We start from the raw sequence: 23088 nt of genomic DNA, 5'->3' as shown, positions 1-23088 counted from the left end.
TTTCGGTAGAGTTGTTGAAATTTTATTCAAACATTTGGCGTAAAATAGGTGTAAGTGCAGGCTGCCAATACTTCCATGTATGGTCACCATCAAATTCTTCATATGTATAAGAAAAACCTTTTGCTGAAATCACGGTTTTTAATTCGCGATTTGGTGTTAAGAAGTCCTCAATCTCTCCATGTGTTGTTTTAACTTCAGTCTCTTTCTTTCCGATTTGATGGTAAATCGTTGGTCGGGAAGATTCTTTAAAGTCTTGCACAGCTTGTAACACGACTTCATTAACATAAGGAGATTGCAGGATCAGCTTGCCAAATGTGTTTGGGTAGGCAAGGCCTGTCATTAATGATACCGTCGCTCCAAGCGAGTCGCCGATCAGAGCCCGTCCATAGCCAACCTGGTAGGTAGGAAATTCCTCATCGAGATATGGGACAAGCTCATGGGTGAGAAATCGTATGTATGCTTGATGCTTTGCTCCATTTGGATGATATTTTTTCCTTCGATCTTCAACATCATGATACGGAATTCCAACAACAATGACGTTATCAATCTCTTCGTTTTTCATTAACGCTTCCACCTGCCTGCCGACACGTCCCAGCCGAAAATAATCCTGGCCATCCTGTGCGATCAGCAAGCTATATTTATAAAGAGGGGAAAAATTTACGGGAAGATAGATAAGCAATGTTAGCTCTTCCTGCAATGCTTCTGAATAAAAAAGATGTTCTTTAATAATACCTGTTTGATTGCTCATATACATCTCTCCTCGAGGCATTAATGCAACACTTTTTTATTTTATACCATCTTAGCGGGCAGTAAAACCCCCACTTCAAGATTTAAGAGGAGTAGGAAGTTAAGCGGGGAATATCTGTTCGTAAAAGATCCAACGAGCGGTCCAAGTCAGGCGAAAGCCACAGGAGTTTGTCTTAAGCATGGTAAGTCTCAGAAAAACAACGATCATTGGTGAGATGGAGGCCATAAAGAAAACCAACCCCCGTTTTTTCCGTAGTGTCTTATCATTAATTGTCACTAGCTTCTTGATCAGCCTAGGGCAAATAAGACGCTAGACACTAAAACAAAGTACAAAATTTTATACTTTGTTAAACTTTAAAAAAAGAGCGCTTAATAGCGTCCCTCTAGGGTAATAGATAAACATTTCTAAATCCATTTCTAACAAATCCTTATAGCTTGCTTACATCATATTTATTTATCAGGTATTAAAAGAATAATTGACAAGTGAATATCAATAATTCGCCCACACACTTTAGGCGCATTTATCATAGTAAATATTATTACTATTTAAGGAGAATCATACATGTATATGAATCACATCGATTATTATGGGTATGAAAGGTTCACTGGACCTCAAGTGCCAGGTACACCCCCTAGACCACCAGGAGCTTTTCCTATTCCTAGCCCCCAAAAAGCACCAACTGCACCTCCGCCCGCATTTGTTCCATCACAACAAGCTGCGACACCTTTTGCAGTCGATCCATGGGCCATTTCGTTGTGCTTATTTCGGAATACCTATTTATGGCTTAGTAATGGTCAACAATTCTGGTACTTTCCGATTTTCGTAGGAACAAGTTCTGTAGCTGGGTTTAGATGGACGGGTAGATTTTGGACAGTTTTTGGTATTGATACAAGACGAATTGTTTCATTTATGTGCTTTTAATAACGATAAAGAAAGCCTTGTGGAAATGAAACATAATAAGGCTTTCATTATGTGGAAAAAATGATAAAAAGTAATAAAATAATACTATTTAAGATGAGGTATAAGTATGGCAAACTTCCAACCATTTGTAGGTACAATAACCATGATTAGTGATTTTATGACAGGGCCAAATGGAGAGGAAACAGGTTGTAAGATAATGGTTATGGAAACGTAGTAAATTTTGTGGTAACACCAAATACTTACTTTGTCGACCAAGTAATGGTGGGTATAGGAGATTGGGTAACTGGATTTTATGATGCAGATGCACCAGTGCCTCTTATTTATCCACCACAATTTCGAGCTATCGTTATGGTGAAAAATGTACCCTATCTAAATGTAAAAGTAGACTATTTTAACAGCCAGCTGGAGAGTCGTGATGGCAAATTAAAATTAAATATTGCTCCTACTGCCCAGATTGTCCTGAAAAATGGGCAAGCCTTTACAGGAAATCCTGCAAATCGAAATTTAATTGTTGTTTATGGTCCTGCGACAAAGAGTATTCCAGCTCAAACCACTCCATATAAAATTGTTGTAATGTGTTAAAAACTAAAAGTAATTTAAGTAAATCAAAAATATAATAATCAAAAAAAGCGATGTTTTCGGTGCTGAAAAAGGATCTTCAAAAAAACGAAGACCCTTTTTTAAAGTTTATACATAACTTTTTGAGTTCTGTCAAAAATAAATTGGATTTCTATTGCCATGACCGTAGCCTTCTTCCGCAGCTATTGCATCTGCTTTGGTCATATGAATAGTACCAAATGGATGATTAGGAGGTGCATATATCGAATAAAGTTTTAGTGGAATATTTCCGGTATTGGTTAGATTATGCCAAGTTCCAGCGGGTATAAAAATTGCAGAATCATCAAAGACATTTCGTTTAAAGTTTAAATGATCTTTATTCTTGCCCATTTGAACAATTCCCTGGCCTTGTTCAATACGCAAGAATTGATCAACATTTGGGTGCATTTCCAAACCGATATCTTCGCCAACACCAAGACTCATCAACGTAACTTGTAAATAAGTTCCTGTCCATAAAGCTGTGCGATACGTATTGTTTTGCTTCGTTGCTTCATTAATATTAACCACAAATGGATTTCGTCCATAATCCTTCAATTTGATTTTATTGTCATAAGAATTTCCATTGTTATGATTCCAATTGTAATAATGATATGGATTCCATTTATGTCTCCAATTGTTGCAGTTGTAGTAATACATTGAATAATCCGGTTGATGGTCATAATATGATCTGCGGTACATACTCAGTCTCCTCCTATGGTTTTCTTCCCACCTTTCCATCCTATGCAGTTACCCAATTATAGGTTTGCGAATTGGATGATAATAAACAAAAAACAAGATCTCCTATCTTTTCACTATTTTTAAAAAATTAGTTTAAAAAACACTTTTTTAAGGAAACTAAACAATAGAATCGAACTAATCTGCAAAGGGTGTTTACAAATGAGAGTTGCTGAATTATTCGTTAAATGTCTTGAGCATGAAGGTGTTAAGTATATTTTTGGAATACCTGGAGAAGAAAACATCGACCTTATGGACGCACTTCTGGATTCGGATATTGAATTTATTGTAACGAGACATGAAACAAGTGCGGCCTTTATGGCTGGTACATACGGAAGGCTTACCGATAAACCTGGTGTTTGTCTGGCGACTTTAGGGCCGGGAGCAACAAATCTTTTAACAGGTGTAGCCAATGCGAATATGGATCTGAATCCGTTAATTGCGATTACTGGTCAGGCTGGGTTAGACCGCCAACATAAAATTTCACATCAATATTATGATTTAGTAGATCTTTATGAACCGGTAACAAAATGGAATGCCCAGATTAAAAAGGCCGAGATTGTACCTGAGGTGGTTCGTAAAGCATACCATGTCGCGACAAAGGAAAAGCCGGGAGCAACACATATTGATCTTCCAGAGGATATTGCGGATATGGAGATTGAAGCATCTCCACTCGAAATTATTCATCATTCGAAATCGGAAGCAGATGATGGTGTGATCAAAGAAGCGGCAGCGATCATTGAAAAAGCAAAGCGTCCGATCATTCTGGCAGGAAATGGAATTACGAGAAGACATGCTTCAGAAAGCTTGTTAACCCTTGTTGAAAAAACAAAGATCCCTGTTGTCCATACGTTTATGGGGAAAGGGGCGCTATCGTGGAAAAACGAGCTTAGCTTGCTAACAGCGGGAATGGGCGGAAATGATTATATTACATGCGGTTTTAATCAATCTGATTTAATTATTGCCATAGGCTTTGATATGGCAGAATACCCTCCGGAAAACTGGAATCCGGAAGCAAAGACACCTATTTTGCACATCGACACAGAAGAGGCTGAAACAGATGCCCATTATCCAGTCAAATTAAATGTCATTGGTGATATCAATGAAAATATAAAGAAACTAAATGAGGTCGTTTCCTCAGTGGAACGAAATAATGATTGGGTATTAAGTGTTCGCAAGCAAGCAATAGCTGAGCTTGAGCAATTTAAAGATGACGAAAGCTTTCCGGTAAAGCCGCAAAAAATCATTTCCGATTTACGTTCTGTGCTAAACGAAGAGGATATTGTGATTTCTGATGTCGGTGCCCATAAAATGTGGATGGCGAGAATGTATCATACGTATCAGCCTAATACTTGTCTGATTTCAAATGGACTTGCCTCAATGGGGATTGCGGTTCCTGGAGCGATCGCGGCAAAGCTTGTCCACCCTGAGCGAAATGTCGTAGCAGTCTGCGGTGATGGATCCTTCCAGATGACAGGTGCAGAGCTTGAAACAGCGAAACGTCTAAATCTCCCTATAATTGTTTTACTTTGGAGAGATGAAGGGTATGGTCTGATTGAATGGCATCAGCAGAAAAAGTTTAAGCGTTCTTCTTATATTAAATTTGGAAACCCTGATTTTATCCAGCTGGCAAAAGCATATGGCTTTGAAGCGATTCAAATCCAAAAGGGTGGAGAGTTAAAGCAAGCGTTAGAAAAAGCTATTGCAATGAAAAAGCCCGTCTTAATTGATTGCCCGGTTGATTATAGTGAAAACATGAAGTTAACGGAGAAGCTTGGAAAAATTCTTTGCTAGGATAGGAGGAAGCATAATGCGATACGGATCTATCATTAATGGTCAAGAACGGAACGAAAACAATCGTGAAACACTGGCTGTTCATAACCCTTATAAACAAGACAAAGTTGGAGAACTTGCGTTAGCGACTCGTACAGATCTTGAAGAGGCGGTCAATAATAGCTTTGAAACTTTTCATTCGACCATGAAATTTATGCCTGCTCATAAACGCTCTGACATCTTAAGACGGACTGCTGATCTTTTGACAGAAAGAGCAGAGGAATTTGCAGAAACGATCGTGCAGGAAGCAGGAAAACCAATCAAGTACAGCCGCGATGAGATTAACCGCTCCATTCAGGTTTTGCGTTTCGCCTCAGAGCTTGCCAAGAATATTACTGGTGAAGTTCTTCCGATGGATGCGGCAATTGGCGGTGAAAGCCGAATGGGGTTTGTTAAACGAATTCCGCTGGGTGTTGTGGGTGCCATCACCCCTTTTAACTTTCCTTTAAATTTGTCCCTTCATAAACTTGCACCAGCAATTGCAGCCGGAAACACAATAGTTTTTAAACCTGCTGAAAAAACACCTATTTCTGCCTATAAGCTCGTGAAGCTATTTCAAGAGGCTGGTCTTCCAGATGGAGTATTAAACCTGTTAATGGGAACAGGAGAAGAGGTTGGTGAACCGCTTGTCACACATGAAAAGGTCCATAAAATTACCTTTACCGGAAGCTTGCCGGTAGGAAGGAAAATTCGCGAGTCAGCAGGCTTCAAAAAAGTAACCCTTGAATTAGGCTCCAATTCGCCAAATATTTTGTTTGAAGACGCTCATATTGAAAGTGCTGTGAAAGAATTAGTAAAAGGAGCTTTTGCTTTTTCAGGACAAGTATGTATCTCAGCACAAAGAGTGTATGTTCATAAGAGCATTTATGAGCCATTTTTGTCAGAATATATAAAGCAAACAAGTGCCTTGAAAATTGGTGATCCGAAGGAAGAAGACACAGAGATCGGCCCGATGATTACCGAAAAAGAAGCAAAGCGGGCGAAGCAATGGATCGATGATGCGGTTGAAAAAGGGGCAAAAATCGAAACAGGCGGAGAACGCAACGGAACGGTACTTGCGCCAACGATCATGACAAATGTGGATCGAAATATGAAAATTATTGCTGAGGAAGTCTTTGCCCCAATTGTATCTGTCATTCCTTTCGAGAGCGAGGATGAGGTCATTGGATATGCCAATGATTCGATTTACGGCTTGCAAGCAGGTGTTTTTACAAGGGATATTGATCGGGCAATGCGCGTCGCAGACCAATTGGAAATGGGCGGTGTGTGGATTAATGAAATCTCGACATATCGTCAGGATAATCACCCGTACGGCGGTGTCAAACAAAGCGGAATCGGCAAAGAGGGAATTAAATACGCCATTGAAGATATGACAGAAATGAAATTTATCGGAATCAAATTAACGACAAATCATGAAAGAGCTGCCTCCTTCGGGTAAAGCAGCTCTTTCATGTCCTTCTAAATTGAAAAAATTGTCGAAGATATCAAACTATTGCAATAATAATATTGCAATCTTTACTTGAATAATGTAAAGTAGTAAAAAAAGTAAACGATAAAAATTTCATACATTCTTATCAAGAGAGGCAGAGGGACTGGCCCAATGAAGCCTCAGCAACCGGTCAAAACGAGTGAAGATCTGGTGAATTTTGATTTTGCTATGTTTAAAGCGAGGCTCTATGTTGTTTTTTACAGCACGGGCAGATAATGGAAAATGACTCGAACAAAGCGCCTTTGTTTGTTCGAAGCATTTTTCATTATCTGCCCCAGGCTTGCCAAAGCAAGCCGCAAGCACTTGCGTGCTGTAAAAAACCAAACAACACTATTTAAAAGCCTCCTAATTTCAACATGTAAAATCAACGATTTCATAACCACCAAGAACTTCCGAGTGCCAAGGTGCTAAATCCAGCAAGCCACACCAGCATTATGCTTGAGAGATAAGAAGAAGCGCATCCAAATACACAGTCTTCTTCTTAACGGGGAAGACTTTTTATTTTGAAAAATAAGAAAGTAAAAAGTTTTATACGTAGCTCTTTGGTGTCTGGCTCCAGCGCCTAGTGACTAATGAACTTCCCCCTCCTCCTTACGATAAGTCAACATCGAATCGCTATCGCTCTTCGTGTTTCCTTTATCTCATACGGAGTGCTCCAGTTCATACGTCGCTGGGCAAGGCGCTTGCGCTTTTCTTATCCTCTCATGATCATAATCTAGAAAAATAACTCACTTAGGATGGTGACTGACATGAGTCAACGAATTGAAACGAAATTAGCACAAATCGGCAATCGCAGTGAAAATGTTACAGGTACTGTAAATCCCCCTGTTTATTTTTCAACAGCCTATCGACATGCAGGAATTGGAGAATCTACAGGCTTTGATTATATACGTACTGGAAACCCGACACGATTATTAGTGGAAAAAGCAATCGCTGATTTAGAACACGGTGATCGCGGCTTTGCCTTCAGTTCAGGGATGGCTGCGATCCAAACGATTATGGCCCTCTTTCAGAGCGGTGACGAACTAATCGTATCTTCTGACCTGTATGGCGGGACATATCGTTTATTTGAAAGAGAGTGGAAAAAATATGGCTTATCCTTTCAATATGATGACTTTACAAACCCGGCTGAAACAGAAAAATTAATTTCTGAAAAAACGAAGGCTTTATTTATCGAAACACCGACAAATCCTTTAATGCAGGAAGCGGATATTAAGGCACTTGCTGCAGTAGCAAAAAAACACAATTTATTAGTGATCGTTGATAACACGTTCTATACACCTGTTATTCAAACACCAATTCTAGATGGCGCGGACATCGTTATCCATAGTGCGACCAAATATTTAGGCGGACATAATGATGTGCTGGCCGGCCTTGTCGTGACAAAGGGAGAACAATTAAGTGAAGAGTTTTTTCAGCATCAAAATGCGATTGGTGCCGTGTTATCTCCATTTGATTCCTGGTTATTAATGCGCGGCATGAAGACCTTGTCGCTGCGGATGAGACAGCATGAGCAAAATGCCAAAGCTGTTGCTAGCTTTTTAGAGGAGCATCCAGATGTGCGGGATGTTTTATATCCAGGAAAGGGTGGAATGTTGTCATTCCGTTTACAGGATGAAACTTGGGTAAATCCATTTTTAAAGAGTCTTAAGACGATTACATTTGCAGAGAGCTTAGGTGGAATTGAAAGCTTTATTACGTATCCGGCGACGCAAACGCATATGGATATTCCAGAGGAAATTCGCATCGCAAATGGCGTCTGTAATAGGCTGTTACGTTTCTCAGTAGGTGTTGAACACGCAGAGGATATTATGGAAGATTTAGCGCAAAGCTTTAAACAGATGAAAGGGGCTGAAACTGTTGAGCAATCATGAATGGTCGTTTCAAACAAAGCTGCTGCACAATGAAGCAAAGGTAGACCTAGGGACAGGAGCGGTAAGTGTACCGATCCACCATTCCTCAACCTTTCATCAATTTGATGTTGATGAATTTGGAAAATATGACTATGCACGTTCAGGCAATCCAACTCGTGAAGCGCTAGAGCAGGCAATTGCTGAATTAGAAGGCGGAACAAGAGGACTAGCTTTTTCTTCAGGAATGGCGGCTATTTCAACCGCGTTTCTGCTGCTTTCTCAAGGGGACCATGTCCTTGTGACCGAAGATGTGTATGGCGGAACGTTTCGAATTATCACCGATGTTTTAACGAGATTCGGCATTGAGCATACATTTGTTGATATGACAGATCTTCATCAAGTTGCATCAGAAATTCGTCCAAATACAAAGGTTATTTATATGGAAACACCTTCAAATCCATTGCTAAAGGTGACAGATATTCGCGGTATTGTTAATCTTGCAAAAGCGAATGGCTGTCTAACCTTTTTGGATAACACCTTTTTAACACCGGAGCTGCAAAGACCTCTGGAATTAGGTGTTGATGTTGTTTTACACAGTGCGACAAAGTTTTTAGCAGGCCATAGTGATGTACTCGCTGGACTTGCTGTTGTGAAGGATGCTGAAATAGGAGAACGACTATATAAGCTGCAAAATGCATTTGGTGCTGTGTTAGGTGTACAGGATGCTTGGCTTGTATTAAGAGGGTTAAAAACCTTGCATGTACGCCTAAAGCAATCCTCTGAATCAGCACTTAAACTAGCAAAGTTTTTAAGTGAGCATCCGAAAGTAGAAGAAGTTTACTATCCAGGACTAAGCTTTCACCCTGGCTATGAAACACAACGATATCAAGCCGAAGGAGCCGGTGCGGTTCTCTCATTTAAACTAGCAGATGGGGAAGCAGTGAAAACACTCGTTCAAAACGTTAAGCTCCCGGTATTTGCTGTAAGCTTAGGGGCGGTAGAATCGATTCTATCCTATCCAGCGAAAATGTCTCATGCGGCAATGCCTCCAGAGGAACGTGAAAAACGCGGAATCTCAGATGGGCTGCTTAGACTAAGCGTAGGCTTGGAAAATGTGGATGATTTAATCAAGGATTTTGCAGAGGCGCTCGAGAAGCTGCCACAGATAAATAGAAAAGAAAGTGTTCGATAAAGCTGGCTCATTTGGGTCAGTTTTTTTTTTTGAAGGATACCAAAAAATAAATGTAAAATAATGTTACAAGAATAAAGACAAGAACTTCTTTAATAGATCATACTAGATTTATACATAGAGTTGGTAAAAAATATAATGTTTATACGAAAATAGTGTTTTTCATGAGTTGAGGTAAAAAAAATTAATAAGGCTGACCTGCTAAATTACTTGATTTTTTGACAAGAAACCGCTTGTTTTCAAAATTATCGTAATTGACAGTTTTATTGTTTCATATGTTAAGATAAGATTGTATGCTTTTACACTATATAACAAAAGGGGGAAATTTTATGAAAAAGAGTCACAAAGGACTTTTGTTTGTGATGTTGTTGACACTTTCCATGTTGATAGCAGCATGCGGCAGCGGCGGCAATGAAAGTGCGTCAGGTGGCGAAGGCTCAAGCAGCAACGAAGGTGGAGGCGGCAGCCAAAACCTAAGTTTATTAACAGGTGGTACAGGCGGTACATACTATCCACTTGGTGGACAAATTGGAAAAATTATTTCTGATAATACCGATGCGCAAATTACACCACAAACCTCTGGTGCTTCTGCAGAAAACATGGATACGTTGAGAGCTGGAGAGGCGGAGCTTGCATTCTCACAAACAGATATTGCAGCATATGCAATTGAAGGAAAAGAAATGTTTGAAGGGGATCCAATTGATAATATTCAAGCAATCGGATCACTTTATCCTGAAACTGTACAACTTGTGACAACAGCAGATAGCGGAATAAAATCTGTTGAGGACCTTAAAGGAAAAGCAGTTTCAGTTGGGGCACCTGGATCTGGCGCCTATATTAATGCCATGCAAATTTTAGAGATTCATGGGTTAACAGTTGATGATATTAAAGCACAGAACCTTTCATTTGATGAGTCAACAGATGGAATTCAATCAGGCACAATTGATGCGGCATTTGTTACGGCAGGTACTCCAACTGGTGCTGTAGAAGCATTATCTGCACAAAATGATGTTGTGATAGTGCCATTAGCAGATGATAAAATTCAAAGTTTGATTGAGAAATATCCTTACTATTCAGAAGAAACGATTGCAAGCGGAACGTATAATATTAAATCTGATGTAAAAACAGTTGCGGTTAAAGCAATGTTAGTTGTTTCAAAAGATCTTGATGAAAATTTAGTTTATGAAATGACAAAAGCATTATATGAAAATACAGATAAGATCACACATGCTAAAGGTGAATTCATTACACCTGAAACAGCACTTGAAGGCTTAGGGAAAATGGAGCTTCACCCTGGTGCAGCGAAATACTTTGAAGAAAAAGGTGTTTCTAAGTAAAATAGTTTACTAGTCGGTAGATCGCCCTGCGATCTATCGATTTCCTTTTTCGTTTTTTATAGGTGGGATATCATGAGAAATAAATGGATGACTGGTGTGCTTTTTTTGGTCCCCCTGCTCCTTTTCAGTGCATTTTTGTTTTTCTTTCCTTATAAACAAGTGATTGCGTTTACATATGAGGATAAAGAGCAATTGCTTGCCTATTTGTCGCTTAAACAGGACAAATCCTTTCAAATACAGTATACACATTCCATCCATCTTTCTGATGTATTTGAATCATATCGTTTATCGGCTAAACATATCGTTCAAACTGAGCTTTCCTATGAAGATTTTGCGGTCGGAATGCCTTCTAATGCAGAAGGGGACGAGGTGTTTGAGGAAGTTGATGGAAGATACTATATAAGGAATATGAATCGTTCTTTTCCTTTTATCGATTTGAGAATTGGACAAGTAAGAGCGAATCATCGACTTATTTATAAAGATAAGACATATACATTATCAAACTACATAAAGCCTGGAACATGGGTAAGAATTTCTGTCACAAAATTATCGATATGGCAACAATTGAAAGGAGTGAGCATCAATGGCTGAAAAAGAAGAAATGAAAGTATTAACGGAAGAAGAGCAGCAAGCACTGATTGAAAAATATGATGTAGAAGCTGGAACGAGGAAACTTACCGGGATCTTAGGATGGATCGCTTTTATTGGATTACTGGCATTCTCTTTATTTCAATTATATACAGCAGTTTTTGGTGTTTTTACCGCACAAATCCAACGGACAGTGCACTTAGGCTTTGCGCTATCATTAATCTTCTTGCTCTTTCCGGCAAATCGAAAGAAAAAGCAAAAAGGTAAGCTGCAAATTGCCTGGTACGATATCATCTTAGCTATTATAAGTATTGGTGTTGGAGCATATTGGCCAATCTTTTTTGAAGATCTTGTCATGAGTGTTGGAAGGCTCGACACGCTGGATTTTGCCGTTGGCTTGATTGCAATCCTTTTAGTTTTGGAGGCAACTAGACGTGCGGTTGGCTTGCCAATTACGATCATTGCAGTGATCTTTTTGCTGTACGGCATTTATGGAGCTTATATGCCAGGGTTTCTCGGACACAGAGGTTTAACTTTAGAAAGACTCGTTCAAACGATGTTCTTTACAACAGAAGGGATATTAGGAACACCTTTAGCTGTTTCGTCAACTTTTATCTTCCTTTTCTTATTGTTTGGTTCGTTTTTGATTAAAACAGGTGTTGGTCAATATTTTAATGATTTATCTATTGCGATTGCAGGCAGAAGGATTGGCGGACCTGCAAAGGTGGCCATTTTCTCAAGTGCTCTTCAAGGAACGATCAGCGGAAGTTCAGTTGCCAATGTTGTTACCTCAGGTGCTTTCACCATTCCAATGATGAAAAATCTTGGCTATAAGAAGGAATTTGCGGGAGCAGTAGAGGCTTCAGCTTCAACTGGCGGGCAATTGATGCCGCCAATTATGGGTGCTGCAGCATTCCTAATGGTCGAATTTATCGGAAATGGAATCACCTATTGGGATATTGCAAAAGCCGCTGCAATTCCAGCGATCCTTTATTTTGCTGGTATTTGGATTATGACGCATTTTGAAGCGAAAAGATTAGGTCTGCGTGGGCTAACAAAAGAAGAAATGCCAAGCAGAAGAGAAGTATTTGGAAAATGGTATCTATTAATTCCAATTATTGCGATCATCATTTTGCTTATGTCAAATATAACCGTAACACATGCTGCTTTGTATTCCATTCTTATTTCGATTGTAGTTGGGTTTATTAATAAAGATGCAAGAATGAAAATCATCGACATTGTTTATGCATTAGTAGATGGTGCAAGAACTGCTTTAAGTGTTGCTGCAGCAACTGCAGCTGCTGGAATTATAGTGGGAATTGTGACAAAAACCGGGTTAGGACTAAAGCTTGCAAATGGATTAATTGACCTATCGGGAGGATTATTAATTCCAACACTGATATTAACTATGATCGCCTCGCTTGTTCTCGGAATGGGGGCGCCAACAACTGCAAACTATGTCATTACATCAACCATTGCAGCTCCAGCGATGATCCTATTAGGTGTAGCAGATTTACCAGCCCATTTATTTGTTTTCTATTTTGGTATTGTAGCAGATATTACCCCGCCAGTTGCTTTAGCCGCTTTTGCTGCCGCTGGTGTTTCGGGAGGAGAACCGCTGCGCACAGGAATCGAATCATCAAAACTGGCGATTGCCGCGTTTATCATTCCGTACATCTTTGTTCTTTCACCAGAACTGCTCATGATTGAGACAACATGGCTTGAAGTCATTTGGGTTGTATTTACCGCAACCACAGGTATGATTGCAATTGGTGCAGGGGTAATCGGATATTGGATGAGAGGGATGCATTGGCTGGAAAGAATCCTTGCTGGTATCGCTGGATTGCTTCTAATTTATCCTGAACGCATTTCTGATATAACTGGATTGATCATGTTTGCCGCTTTATTTGCTTTACAATATGTATGGAAACGTAACAGCCATAACAAACCACAAATGTCGACACAAGCATAACATAACGAAAAACCTGATCCTCGATACGAGGCTAATCAGGTTTTTCCTATTTTCTGGGAAATAAGTCGAAAGGTGTGGGATTTAGCTAAGCCAAGATATGTTTTTTATGAAAAAAGGTTGACTAAAGAGAAAGCAAGAAATATAATATAAAATGTAACTTAAATATAACGACTTGTTAGCTCAGTGGGAGAGCACTTCCTTGACAGGGAAGGGGTCGGGGGTTCAAGTCCCTCACAGGTCATCGTTGTTAAACCATTGATAAAAAAGGGTTTCTCGTAAATGAGGAACCCTTTTTTATTGTCTAAACAACCGTCTAACTGACCAAACAACTGACCAAACTAATTTCTTACCTCCAAAAACGCATTTCCTAAGTCTGAATCCATCTTTTTAGTTACGTGAGTATAGAGGTTCATTGTGGTTGAAATATCTTTATGGCCAAGTCGTTCTTGAATAGCATAAATCCCCACTTTTGAATACAGCTGTCAGGCTTCTTCAGAAGCCAAAAACGTTGATAAATCAACGATGTATAAAATCATGCATAATTTGATAAATAACGGGCAAGAGCCAAACCCTTGGTAATACTGGGTTTGGCTTTTGGGCTTACTTATGTTAACTAGTTTTGTATAGAGTATCATTTGATGAAGAAGATCCTCATTAATAAATGAACCTCCATTTACTCGCAACAAGTATTTATAGTGTCTACCTCAGTGTCTTCTTTGGTAAAAAAGAATTCCCATTCGTGACCATCAGGGTCAGTGATCCAAAATTTATCTTGTCTAGCATAACAACATTTTGTATCGTTCTCATCCCGTGAGAAAAATCCTTCCTTATCTAGTCTATCTTTGTGCTTTTTTAATTCATCTGTACTGGACACTTGAAAGCCAAAATGATTGATGTGATTTCCTTCTACACGGTCAACAGGTCGTAACGTAAAATTTAAACCCGGTTCTTCCAGCAAAAACTTCGCATAATTCGATTTCACTCTTGCAGGTTCTACACCAAATAATTTCGAATAAAAGACGATGGACGTATCTAAATTTGTTACATTTAAACCAACATGGATATTCATATTGTAATTCCTCCTAGTAAATTATTATATATATCAAATTTTTTTGATGTGTAAATCAAAAAAATTTGTTAACAACAAGTAGGACGAAACAGACAACATAATTCAGGAGATAGTAAATGATTAACCTGTTTTTGATTCAATTCATAATAGTTCCATTTCCCTTTCTTTTCTTGCTTAATCAGGTCTGCATCCATTAAGATTTTCAAATGATAAGAAAGTTTAGATTGAGGCATCTGCATAATTTCAGTAAGGTCACAAACACACACCTGACCCCGAGTGCATAATTCATTCATTAATTTTAAACGCTTAGGGTCTGCTAACGCTTTAAATGCGTTTGAATAATGTTCAAAAGTTTTTTCATTTGCAGAGATAGGTATGATTTGGTTTGGTTTCACTTGATTTCATTCCTTTTCACATCAAAAATATTTGATCTGTTTATAATATATCCTGCGCTTACTAATTTTACAAGTGATAAATCAAAAAAAATTGATGGGTTAAGTTAAACAGGACAACCCTATAGTTCTCCTGTTACTTTCCTGTTTCAGCAAATGTTTTTATTTTATATCCAATTTAGTCACGTATTACATGTCCTTTTTCAATACCGATAACATCGCTTATGTTAACTACATACCCCTTTAAATCTTCTTCAACGGAATGACTTTTTCAAATATATAAGTCAGAATGCATCATGCAATTAACGATGCTTGGAAATGAAATAAATGTAGTAGCTTACCTTTTTATTTGGTATATTTTTTAATAAATATTGTAAAGGAATGACCTATATGAAATTAATTAAACGATTTATTTTAAATCGTCCTGCTGAAAAGAGACTTACATATTTTTATGCTATGGTTGCAACGGATGAACAGGTGTGGTTACTACGCAACGAAAATGACGACTTATTACTGTTAGAAGATGATGATGGAGACTATCCATTTTTACTACCCGTTTGGCCAAGTCGAAGCTTTGCTGAAATAGAGGCTGCCAATTTAGATGAGTCATACGAAGCGTTCAACATACCACTTTCGGATTTTTTAGACGATTTACTATTTGATATTGAAAATGACGGTGGTGCCGCAGCGATTTTCCCAAATGGAAACGATTCAACCATTCAAAAACGTGATGAAATAAAAGAAATGATTAGTAATTTATAACAAGTAAGATACTCCCTCACATTAAATTGGAAAATAATAAATAAGACAAGATCGTACATCCAGTTTTATGTCATTTATTTAATAGGCCTAATACCAGCGGAGCTGCTATGAACCGCAATAATAAGTCAGAATCATATTAAACCATTGGTTTTATTAGGTATTTATCTGATTGGATGTAACAAAAGCGATCTATTTAGTTACAATGACATCCCTATATAAATTGTCTCCTAGAAATCTAAAAGACCGTGTAACAAAATACTGTCACAAAACTTTCTTGTAACAATATTCGCTTCAGATGCTTTTGAGACAAATAATTATAGGAAGTGTATTCTTATGGCTTCAATTATTCCTGTTTCTGTGCATTGGATAAACAATGTTATCGCCAATTTGAAACATATAATCCACCTCATATATGGTAACCTTCTTAAGGTTATCATATATGTGTTTTTTTATCAAATATTTTATAATATCATTTGTTTGTTTTGTTGTCAATAACTTTTTGGAAAAATCATATCAAGGAAAAACTACGCCAAAACAATAGGGAACGTCAATTGTTCCGTGTATATCCTGAAACCTCGAAAGAGAAGTATAATATAGATGGATTTTATTCAGTAAAAAGGTGCTTTACTCCAATAAGGGAGTAGAGCATTTTTTATTGTGCTAACCGTGCAGTATTGATGAAGAAGAATTCAAAAATACAAACGTTAGAAAAAGAGCACATTAGTATGTACAAATTCATTTTAAGTATACATAAGTTCCTTGCTGTAAATAATAAGAAAAAAATAAAAAATCCTTTCTGATTTAGACAAATCAAAGGCTTATTTATTCTAGGGAGACAGTTATGAAGGAGAAAAAAATAAGTTCACTTCAACTTTTTTATATAATAATTGGATTTGAGTTAGGAACAACAATGCTTTTTGGATATGGTGCAGGAGCTAAGCAGGATGCATGGTTAGTTATGGTGATTGGAATGTTAAGTGGGCTAATTTTAATGGGTGTTTTTACGCAATTATCGGCCTATTATCCAGGTGATACAATTGTTTCAATGATACCTAAAATTATAGGAAAGTATCTTTCTTATCCTTTAATCATGGTTTATATTTTTTATTTTATCTATGCTGCTTCTAGGGGTTCTCGAGATTTAGGAGAACTGATTACATCAACAATGTTGGTTGATACCCCAACCGTTATTGTTATTGGAAGTTTTATGGCACTAATGATCTATTGTCTTCGGGGTGGAATTGAGACTTTTGGAAGAATGGGGGAAATAATCTTTCCAATTTACATGATGTCACTGATTGTGGTTTGGATTCTGTTATTTAGTATTGAATCATTCAATCTTAAAAATCTTACCCCTGTATTAGGAAACGGTGTTAAACCAATTTTAAAAGAGGTTTATCCTGGCGGAGTAAACTTCCCATTTGGAGAAACATTTATCATCATGATGTTTTTTCCTTTTTTAAACAATAAAAGGAATATAAGAAAAGTAGGTATGTTTATCATTTTAGTTGGGGGAGTATTGCTTACAATTAATTCTATTATTGTATTATCTGTTTTAGGACCCGAAATTTACGGTAGGGATTTTTTTCCTCTTCTAACAGCTACTCGCATGGTTTCAATTGCGGATTTTCTTGAACGTTTTGATGTATTGATTATATTAATGATGGTATCAGGAGTATTTTTTAAGGTTGGAAGTTGGATATTTGGTGCATCCATTGCAATCTATCAATTATTCAAGCTAAATCATTCTAAATCGATACTACTTGCTCTGGGTTTTATTATTACACCCTTATCACTATTAATTGCAACTGACTTTGTTGAACATTTAAAAATTGGATTGGGATATAATTATTTTCTTTATTTCCTTGTACCATTGCAAATAATAGTGCCGATAATGCTACTTTTCATCGCTTTTATTCGGAAAAAGTTCAATCATAAAAACTCTTCTGTCTGAAGCTCAAGCTATCAGTAAAACATTAAGAAGACAACAATAACCTCTATATTATATAAGTAAGAATTAGACTTAGTTTAATAAAAATGCATAGTCCTATTGACCAGACTGGGCACCCAGTCAGGACAATAGGACCATGCATATTACTAACTTGTTTAACTAACTCCCTTTTAAGAACTGAAAAGTAAATTCAATTATTACATAATTTTACTCTTGTAGTAAACATTAAATTTATAACTAATAAAAGGACAAAATGATTATGACTGATAAGTTAGAAGCTATTCTGTGGAGTATAGCTTTCTCAGGCTTTGCTCAGTTATTAAACAGAAAATTTGTTAAAGGTATAGTTTTTCTTTTGTTTGAGTTTCTCATTAATGTTAATAGTAATTTTAACATGGTGATTTTTCAAAGCTTTCAAGGAAACATTAGAGAAGCGATCGAAGCAGCAAATTACCAATGGCTGATGTTCTAGCCCTGCCTATATATGTTTACTATGTGGGATGCGTATAAAGATGCCAAAGGAGAGACTCCTCCTTATTCATATTTTCCTTTTGTATTTGGGGCTTATTTTGTAACAATTGGGCTAATGTACTCTCCTTCACTAAAATTAGGACAAACATTATTTGGACCTGTGTGGCTTCCAATTTTGTGTTTAATTCCGGGTTTTTTGTTTGGGGAATTTATAACGAGTATGTTTTTGCGAATGAAGGTTGAATGAAAGTGGTTAATGTTTTGTACGAATATAAAAATGGAGGTTTTATCATGTCTCAAAAACAGGCTTTAACTTCAAGTGAATTAGGAACATTGTGGATGACCTATCAGGAAAAAACAATGAAACAGAGAATGCTTGAATATTTTATAGAACAAGCCGATGACACTCGAGCTAAAGAGATTATGCAAGATACTCATATGAAAATTATTAACTATCTTGAAGATATAAAAGCTATCCTCAAAAATGAAGGTGCTATCATTCCTGTCGGATACACAGAGCAAGATGTTAATATTGGCGTACCTAAACTGTATGACAACATGTTTGATATTATGTTTCTTCGTCTTCTCAAAGAAATAAGCATGGCATTACATACGCTTCATCTAAATATGGCATATCGCAAAGATATCATTCTCCTTTATAAGGAATTAACTGCATTTACCCAAAGTGTTTATGATGAATGCGTGGATTATTTGCAAGAGAAAGATGTTTTACCACGTCCTCCTGCAGTGACTATGCCAAAGTCTGTGGAGTTTGCAAAGGGAACCAGTTATATGAGTGGATTCAACTTATTTTCGGAAAAGCGAGCATTGAATACAGTGGAAGTAGCACATTTATATCATGCAATTGAATCAAATATTATTGGAATGCAATTAATAACGGGGTTCGCGCAAGTGGCAAATGAACCTGAAGTGAAAAAATATTTCGTAAAAGGAAAAGAATTAGCGAAAAAAATAGTAACGGACTATACACAATTATTTCTTCAAAGTGATATTCAGCCACCTTCAACATGGGGAGCAAATGCAACAGACTCAAAGGTAGCTCCTTTTTCAGATAAACTGATGATGTACTGTACCAGTCTGTTTTGCAGCTTTGGTTTAGGAAGCAATGCTTTAGGAACAGCATTTAGTTTACGAAGTGACCTCCCATTAAAAATGGTTAGTACAGCAAAAGACATATTAACTTTTGGGCAGGATGGTGGGAAAATTATAGCGAAAAATGGTTGGCTTGAAGAGCCACCACAAATGCAGGATAGGAACGATTTAACTAAATAAAGATAATTATTAAACAATACAAGCTCTCTTTACTATTTATGAGAGCTTGTATTATTTCAGTTAGATAAAGTATCGTATATTGTAATTAACCTGCACCTTTGTTGAAGAAGCATCCAGAAATGAAGATTAATAAAACTCAATATCAGTGATAACTAAACTCTCAACAACTGGACGATCACCGATTTTATCTAAATCAATTCTTTTTACGAGCATCTGAAGTAACATTTTCTTTTCAATTGAGTCCATGTGTTCCCAATTTTCACGAACATCATTTAAAACTTCGATCATTTCGTTAGGACTCATTTTTTCATTGATAGGTTGAAGGGAAGAGAGCTGCTTTTTAATTTCCTCTTCTTTTAAGTTTTCTTCATTCATTCTCTTAGTGAAATCCTCATCAGTTAACATCTCATTTACCCAGGCATACTGCCACTTTTTACGTCTTTTTTCTAATAACTCCAATTCAGCACGCAAAGATGATATTTTATGGTTTGCTCGATCTGCATCTTTAGTAGATGAAACATCGGTCAAGATATCAGTTTCTATTTTTATTTTTTCAAGTTCCTTTAAAGAGTGTTGCTCAATGAAGCGTTCAGACATATTTTTCTGGTCACATAAACCTAAAGCTTTGATTTTTATTTTGCAAATGGAAGAACTGAAGCTTACACTATTATTGAAATCAGTATGTTCGAAGGTCGAACGGTAGAAGCTAAAAAACAATTATTAAAGTTACTATTTGAACGTATAAATAGTGAATTGAATTTATCCCTTCAAGATGTTGAAATTACAATTTTTGAAACACCAAAACATAACTGGGGAATAAGAGGATTACCTGGAGATGAGTTAGTACTGAATAATAAAGTAAATATATGAGTAAAAGGGCGGTCAATTAGTGACTGCCTTTTTATTCAAGTAACGGATACGATTGTTCAAGAAGAATAATCGCTTTTTTCTTATTGAATAAACGGTACAGTTTAGCTTAAGAATGAATTTAAAAAGAGGGGAATAACCATATGGAAGAGAATGTTTAATATTAATTAAGTGGTGAATAAATTCTGATAATTTTTATGAAGGAGTGTAGCAAGTATGTTTCATGCAAAAGATGTTTTGTCTGACCAACTGTTAGCTAATGCAAATGAGCAAAGTTGGTACATACCTTTTTCAGAATCTGTTAAAAATTTGACAGAGGAAGAAGCTTTTTGGAAGGTGGGTGAAGAAAGTAATAGTATTGCCGAAATTGTACAGCATTTGCTTTATTGGAATGAAACGTGGCAAACAAGGTATAAAGAATCTAGTGTTCATGCAGTTCCGACAGTAGGAAGTAATGACAGTACATTTACCATTTTAAAAGATAAAACATTCTTTGAACTTCAAAAACAACTATTAGGAGTTCTTTTACATTGGCAAGAAATATTAACGAAAAAACAACTTGAAAGCGATGTTCAAGGGTTCTCCAATACTAAATGGTGGGAAGTATTAGGGAATGTAACAACACATAATGCATATCATATTGGTCAAATTATTTATATTCGGAGGTTACAAAAGAGCTGGAATCAAAACATTACGTAAGATTCTTATAAATATAGAACTGACGGTTGCGTAAGTTGAAGATGAAGATTGCAGATGGGATCTTTATGTTCTTATTATAGTGATAGGTAAGCTTTTGAAATTATCGCCAGCTTTTGTCGGGTAGGTCAGGGATATTGCTATCCCCCTTCCCCCCTAAGAACCGCACGTGTGCCTTTCAGCACATACGGCTCAAGCATGCATTTATCCTTGTCTAGACTAAATTAATCCGATTATTTTCTTTCTCTTTATGTACTTTTTGACGCTCCCAAGTTGAGACTTATTTGGGATGTCGGCCTTTGCAGGGAATACCTTGTGGTATTCCAGATGGCAAGATATGTGAACTAATTCTAGATTCTTATATTCATTACTTCCACCTTTGATTCTAGGGATTTTATGATGTATTTCTAAACCTTCAGCCCTATCTGCAATTGATTTACTACACAAAGAGCAAATGTACTTTTGTTTTTTCGCTAACTTTTGCCTATGTGCTACATTGTTTCTATTAAACTCTTTAATATCACGCTTTTCAAAATAATCTTTGAGATTTTTATTGAAAGGACTATAATCATATTTAATAACTACGTGTCGTTTAATTGGTATCCAAGACACCTTTTTTAATTGATTATTGGTTATCGGGTCAGTTAGAATCCAATTGTTATTACTTTGACCAGTTTTATCTGGCTTAAATTACCTTTTACTAATCCAATGCCAGTTCTTTTTTGGGTGAAGCCTTCGCAGAAACTTGTATTGAACTTTCCAAATATGTGCATCCATTTCAGAGAAGACTTTTTTGGCGACAGTTGGACTCCAGTAATTCGCCGTACCTAAAGCAATAGGGTTAAGCGTGTCGATTAGTTTTAGTACGTTTTTACCGTATAATTGCCTTGCCTTTTCGCTGATTTTCCTCTTCGCATTTTTAATACTATCCTTGGAAGGTTTGGTAAGAGTTTTACTACCATTATGAGTTTTGTATTTTCTTATATTGAAACCTAGGAAATCAAATCCTTCTTCAATATGTGTTATTTTCGTCTTTTCCATTGCTAACTCAAGCCCCCTAGTTTCAAGGTACGGCTTCAGTTTAATATATAAACCATTAGCATCTTCCTTAGTTTCACGAAGTCATAAGCATATTTTGTAACGGCAAACTTAGCCCGATTTTCATAGGTTGTTTTTAATTTCCTCTTTACCTTTCGGTATTTTATGTTAAGTAAATCTTCTAGACCATGTAGTGCAATATTAGCTAGAAGTGGTGAAATAATACCACCTTGAGGAGTTCCATCTTCTGATTCATGGAATACATCGTTGTCTAAAAAGCCTGCTTTTAACCACTTTGCTATTACATTAAAAGCTGGAAACCCTTTAATCTGTTCCAGAATTTAGTTATGGTTTAAATTGTCAAAACAACCTTTAAAGTCTCCTTCAAATATCCAGACCTTCTTGTTACCAACAGTGGTATGAATTCTTTCAATTGCATCATGACAATTCCTTTTTGGTCTAAAGCCATAAGAAGTTGGTTCAAATTTAACTTCCCACTGCGGTTCAAGGGCTAACTTAGCGATGTTTTGATAAATTCTATCTTTCATCGTCGGTATCCCTAACGGTCTAAGTTTCCCATTTTTCTTTTTGATGTAAGTTCGATAAGTTGGCTTTGGTCTGTAACACTTAATGTTCATATCCTTCATCTCGTAATAGAGTTAACTCTCTCATACGGAGTCAAAGCTTTATACCCATTGACACCCGCCGTTCGTTTCCCTTTATTAATTTGGGTAACTCTTCGAATAGAGAGTAGTAGTGCAGCTTCGCTATTCATTAGCAATCTTTGCAAATCTCTTACTTTACGGATCTTTCCTTGACTTTCGGCATGGTATATTCGTTGTTGTAATTTCTCTACATACTGACTAATGTTTAACCAACTTATGCTGTCCCAATCAGTAATGTATGGTAATGCGGACTTCCTTATAGAAGTGTTCATCGTCTGTTACCATCCTTTTAAAATATTCATCAACGCTTTATCCCATGTTGCACACTAATTGGAATTCAGCACCCTTTCGGGTTATGTCAGATACATTATCCACCCAGTTATTTCCGATTCCTGTTGCCTTTCGACAAAGTGGCTTTTGCTTTCTCCAATTTCCCTTATCTACTAGGGAGTTGGGCTTTGCTTACGCTTAGCTTACCTAAGTAAGGACCCCATTGGACTTAACAAGTTCAACTTCTGTCAGATACGAGTAGGTTAGGTATATCCAATGGATAGGTTACACTTAGCTGGACAAAAAAATTAAGGGCTAGCAGACTGATAGAGAAATAAGTATATCAACCCTT

The 23088-nt window shown here is 37.0% G+C and carries 21 protein-coding genes, 1 tRNA gene, 4 pseudogenes and 1 riboswitch; of the genes and pseudogenes, 16 read left to right on the top strand and 10 right to left on the bottom strand.

Translation table 11 applies throughout. The annotated features are described in order from the left end of the window. Nucleotides 1–22 precede the first annotated feature (22 nt). A complete protein-coding gene (locus Q1B07_RS21325) occupies nucleotides 23–748 on the bottom strand; it encodes an esterase family protein (RefSeq protein WP_299093930.1) in 726 nt (241 codons plus the stop codon). A 561-nt stretch (nucleotides 749–1309) separates the two neighbouring features. On the opposite strand from Q1B07_RS21325, the gene Q1B07_RS21320 reads away from it, so the two are divergent. Then, nucleotides 1310–1669, top strand: coding sequence for a transporter (locus Q1B07_RS21320; RefSeq protein WP_299093929.1), 360 nt, complete (start codon nucleotides 1310–1312; stop codon nucleotides 1667–1669). Between the two features lie 106 nt (nucleotides 1670–1775). After that, nucleotides 1776–2251 (top strand): annotated as a pseudogene (locus Q1B07_RS21315) (hypothetical protein). Nucleotides 2252–2380: 129 nt separating this feature from the next. Here Q1B07_RS21315 and Q1B07_RS21310 read toward each other — a convergent pair. Further along, nucleotides 2381–2923 (bottom strand): cupin domain-containing protein, encoded by a 543-nt coding sequence (locus Q1B07_RS21310; protein ID WP_299093940.1) that lies wholly within the window; start codon nucleotides 2921–2923, stop codon nucleotides 2381–2383. Nucleotides 2924–3163: 240 nt separating this feature from the next. Here Q1B07_RS21310 and Q1B07_RS21305 point away from each other — a divergent pair, with 240 nt between their 5' ends. The 8 genes from Q1B07_RS21305 to Q1B07_RS21270 all read left to right on the top strand — a co-directional run bounded on the left by Q1B07_RS21305 (nucleotide 3164) and on the right by Q1B07_RS21270 (nucleotide 13503). Beyond that, entirely contained in the window at nucleotides 3164–4795 is a 1632-nt protein-coding gene (locus Q1B07_RS21305) for an acetolactate synthase large subunit (RefSeq protein WP_299093928.1), read from the top strand. A gap of 16 nt (nucleotides 4796–4811) precedes the next feature. After that, nucleotides 4812–6272 carry an aldehyde dehydrogenase family protein gene (locus tag Q1B07_RS21300; RefSeq protein ID WP_299093927.1) on the top strand — a complete coding sequence of 487 codons (1461 nt, stop codon included), beginning with the start codon at nucleotides 4812–4814 and terminating at the stop codon, nucleotides 6270–6272. A 130-nt stretch (nucleotides 6273–6402) separates the two neighbouring features. Beyond that, nucleotides 6403–6775: riboswitch (SAM riboswitch) on the top strand. 297 nt (nucleotides 6776–7072) lie between these two features. Next, nucleotides 7073–8197, top strand: a complete 1125-nt coding sequence (locus Q1B07_RS21295; protein WP_299093926.1) for a methionine biosynthesis PLP-dependent protein — start codon at nucleotides 7073–7075, stop codon at nucleotides 8195–8197. After that, on the top strand, nucleotides 8184–9368 hold the full coding sequence (gene metC, locus Q1B07_RS21290) for a cystathionine beta-lyase (protein ID WP_299093925.1): 1185 nt from the start codon (nucleotides 8184–8186) through the stop codon (nucleotides 9366–9368). The genes Q1B07_RS21295 and metC overlap by 14 nt, the downstream gene beginning before the upstream one ends. 326 nt (nucleotides 9369–9694) lie before the next feature. Then, nucleotides 9695–10702 (top strand): TAXI family TRAP transporter solute-binding subunit, encoded by a 1008-nt coding sequence (locus Q1B07_RS21285; protein ID WP_299093924.1) that lies wholly within the window; start codon nucleotides 9695–9697, stop codon nucleotides 10700–10702. A gap of 72 nt (nucleotides 10703–10774) precedes the next feature. Further along, a complete protein-coding gene (locus tag Q1B07_RS21280; RefSeq protein ID WP_299093923.1) occupies nucleotides 10775–11293 on the top strand; it encodes a DUF1850 domain-containing protein in 519 nt (172 codons plus the stop codon). Beyond that, complete coding sequence (locus Q1B07_RS21275; protein ID WP_299093922.1) at nucleotides 11286–13262, top strand: TRAP transporter permease; 1977 nt, start codon at nucleotides 11286–11288, stop codon at nucleotides 13260–13262. Before Q1B07_RS21280 ends, Q1B07_RS21275 begins: the two co-directional genes overlap by 8 nt. Before the next feature lie 169 nt (nucleotides 13263–13431). Next, nucleotides 13432–13503, top strand: a tRNA-Val gene (locus Q1B07_RS21270). Nucleotides 13504–13935: 432 nt separating this feature from the next. Here the strand turns inward: Q1B07_RS21270 and Q1B07_RS21265 are convergent. Both Q1B07_RS21265 and Q1B07_RS21260 read right to left on the bottom strand, forming a co-directional pair. Next, nucleotides 13936–14331, bottom strand: coding sequence for an ArsI/CadI family heavy metal resistance metalloenzyme (locus Q1B07_RS21265; RefSeq protein ID WP_299093921.1), 396 nt, complete (start codon nucleotides 14329–14331; stop codon nucleotides 13936–13938). A 68-nt stretch (nucleotides 14332–14399) separates the two neighbouring features. Further along, the gene (locus Q1B07_RS21260) at nucleotides 14400–14702 is read right to left on the bottom strand and encodes a metalloregulator ArsR/SmtB family transcription factor (RefSeq protein WP_299093938.1); all 303 of its coding nucleotides are present in this window, start codon (nucleotides 14700–14702) and stop codon (nucleotides 14400–14402) included. Between the two features lie 411 nt (nucleotides 14703–15113). Here Q1B07_RS21260 and Q1B07_RS21255 point away from each other — a divergent pair, with 411 nt between their 5' ends. Beyond that, entirely contained in the window at nucleotides 15114–15485 is a 372-nt protein-coding gene (locus tag Q1B07_RS21255) for a DUF2750 domain-containing protein (protein WP_299093920.1), read from the top strand. A gap of 332 nt (nucleotides 15486–15817) precedes the next feature. On the opposite strand, the pseudogene Q1B07_RS21250 reads toward Q1B07_RS21255, so the two are convergent. Then, nucleotides 15818–15922: pseudogene (locus tag Q1B07_RS21250) on the bottom strand (transcription factor YdeB); the annotation flags it as partial. Between the two features lie 404 nt (nucleotides 15923–16326). Here Q1B07_RS21250 and Q1B07_RS21245 point away from each other — a divergent pair. From Q1B07_RS21245 to Q1B07_RS21235, 3 genes and pseudogenes are all read left to right on the top strand, one after another. Further along, entirely contained in the window at nucleotides 16327–17439 is a 1113-nt protein-coding gene (locus Q1B07_RS21245; protein WP_299093919.1) for an endospore germination permease, read from the top strand. 250 nt (nucleotides 17440–17689) lie between these two features. Beyond that, nucleotides 17690–18154: pseudogene (locus Q1B07_RS21240) on the top strand (hypothetical protein). A gap of 44 nt (nucleotides 18155–18198) precedes the next feature. After that, a complete protein-coding gene (locus Q1B07_RS21235; protein ID WP_299093917.1) occupies nucleotides 18199–19200 on the top strand; it encodes a DUF3231 family protein in 1002 nt (333 codons plus the stop codon). Between the two features lie 126 nt (nucleotides 19201–19326). Here Q1B07_RS21235 and Q1B07_RS21230 read toward each other — a convergent pair whose 3' ends face one another. Next, entirely contained in the window at nucleotides 19327–19797 is a 471-nt protein-coding gene (locus Q1B07_RS21230) for a hypothetical protein (protein ID WP_299093916.1), read from the bottom strand. A gap of 30 nt (nucleotides 19798–19827) precedes the next feature. Here Q1B07_RS21230 and Q1B07_RS21225 point away from each other — a divergent pair. Beyond that, nucleotides 19828–20070 (top strand): annotated as a pseudogene (locus tag Q1B07_RS21225) (tautomerase family protein); the annotation flags it as partial. 213 nt (nucleotides 20071–20283) lie between these two features. Continuing rightward, on the top strand, nucleotides 20284–20766 hold the full coding sequence (locus tag Q1B07_RS21220; protein WP_299093915.1) for a DinB family protein: 483 nt from the start codon (nucleotides 20284–20286) through the stop codon (nucleotides 20764–20766). A 216-nt stretch (nucleotides 20767–20982) separates the two neighbouring features. Here Q1B07_RS21220 and Q1B07_RS21215 read toward each other — a convergent pair whose 3' ends face one another. The 4 genes from Q1B07_RS21215 to Q1B07_RS21200 form a co-directional block, all read right to left on the bottom strand. Next, nucleotides 20983–21375, bottom strand: a complete 393-nt coding sequence (locus tag Q1B07_RS21215) for an HNH endonuclease signature motif containing protein (protein ID WP_299093913.1) — start codon at nucleotides 21373–21375, stop codon at nucleotides 20983–20985. 78 nt (nucleotides 21376–21453) lie between these two features. Then, nucleotides 21454–21804, bottom strand: coding sequence for a group II intron maturase-specific domain-containing protein (locus Q1B07_RS21210; RefSeq protein ID WP_299093911.1), 351 nt, complete (start codon nucleotides 21802–21804; stop codon nucleotides 21454–21456). A gap of 338 nt (nucleotides 21805–22142) precedes the next feature. Continuing rightward, nucleotides 22143–22349: a reverse transcriptase/maturase family protein gene (locus Q1B07_RS21205; RefSeq protein WP_299093910.1), complete on the bottom strand. Its 207-nt coding sequence runs from the start codon at nucleotides 22347–22349 to the stop codon at nucleotides 22143–22145. A 95-nt stretch (nucleotides 22350–22444) separates the two neighbouring features. Beyond that, nucleotides 22445–22738 (bottom strand): reverse transcriptase N-terminal domain-containing protein, encoded by a 294-nt coding sequence (locus Q1B07_RS21200; protein ID WP_299093909.1) that lies wholly within the window; start codon nucleotides 22736–22738, stop codon nucleotides 22445–22447. Nucleotides 22739–23088 lie beyond the last annotated feature (350 nt).

It is taken from the genome of uncultured Metabacillus sp. (genome assembly GCF_947503125.1).
Taxonomy (GTDB): Bacteria; Bacillota; Bacilli; order Bacillales; family Bacillaceae; genus Metabacillus.
Note: the sequence above shows the minus strand (reverse complement) of the source record. Positions and strands in the feature narration are given on the sequence as shown.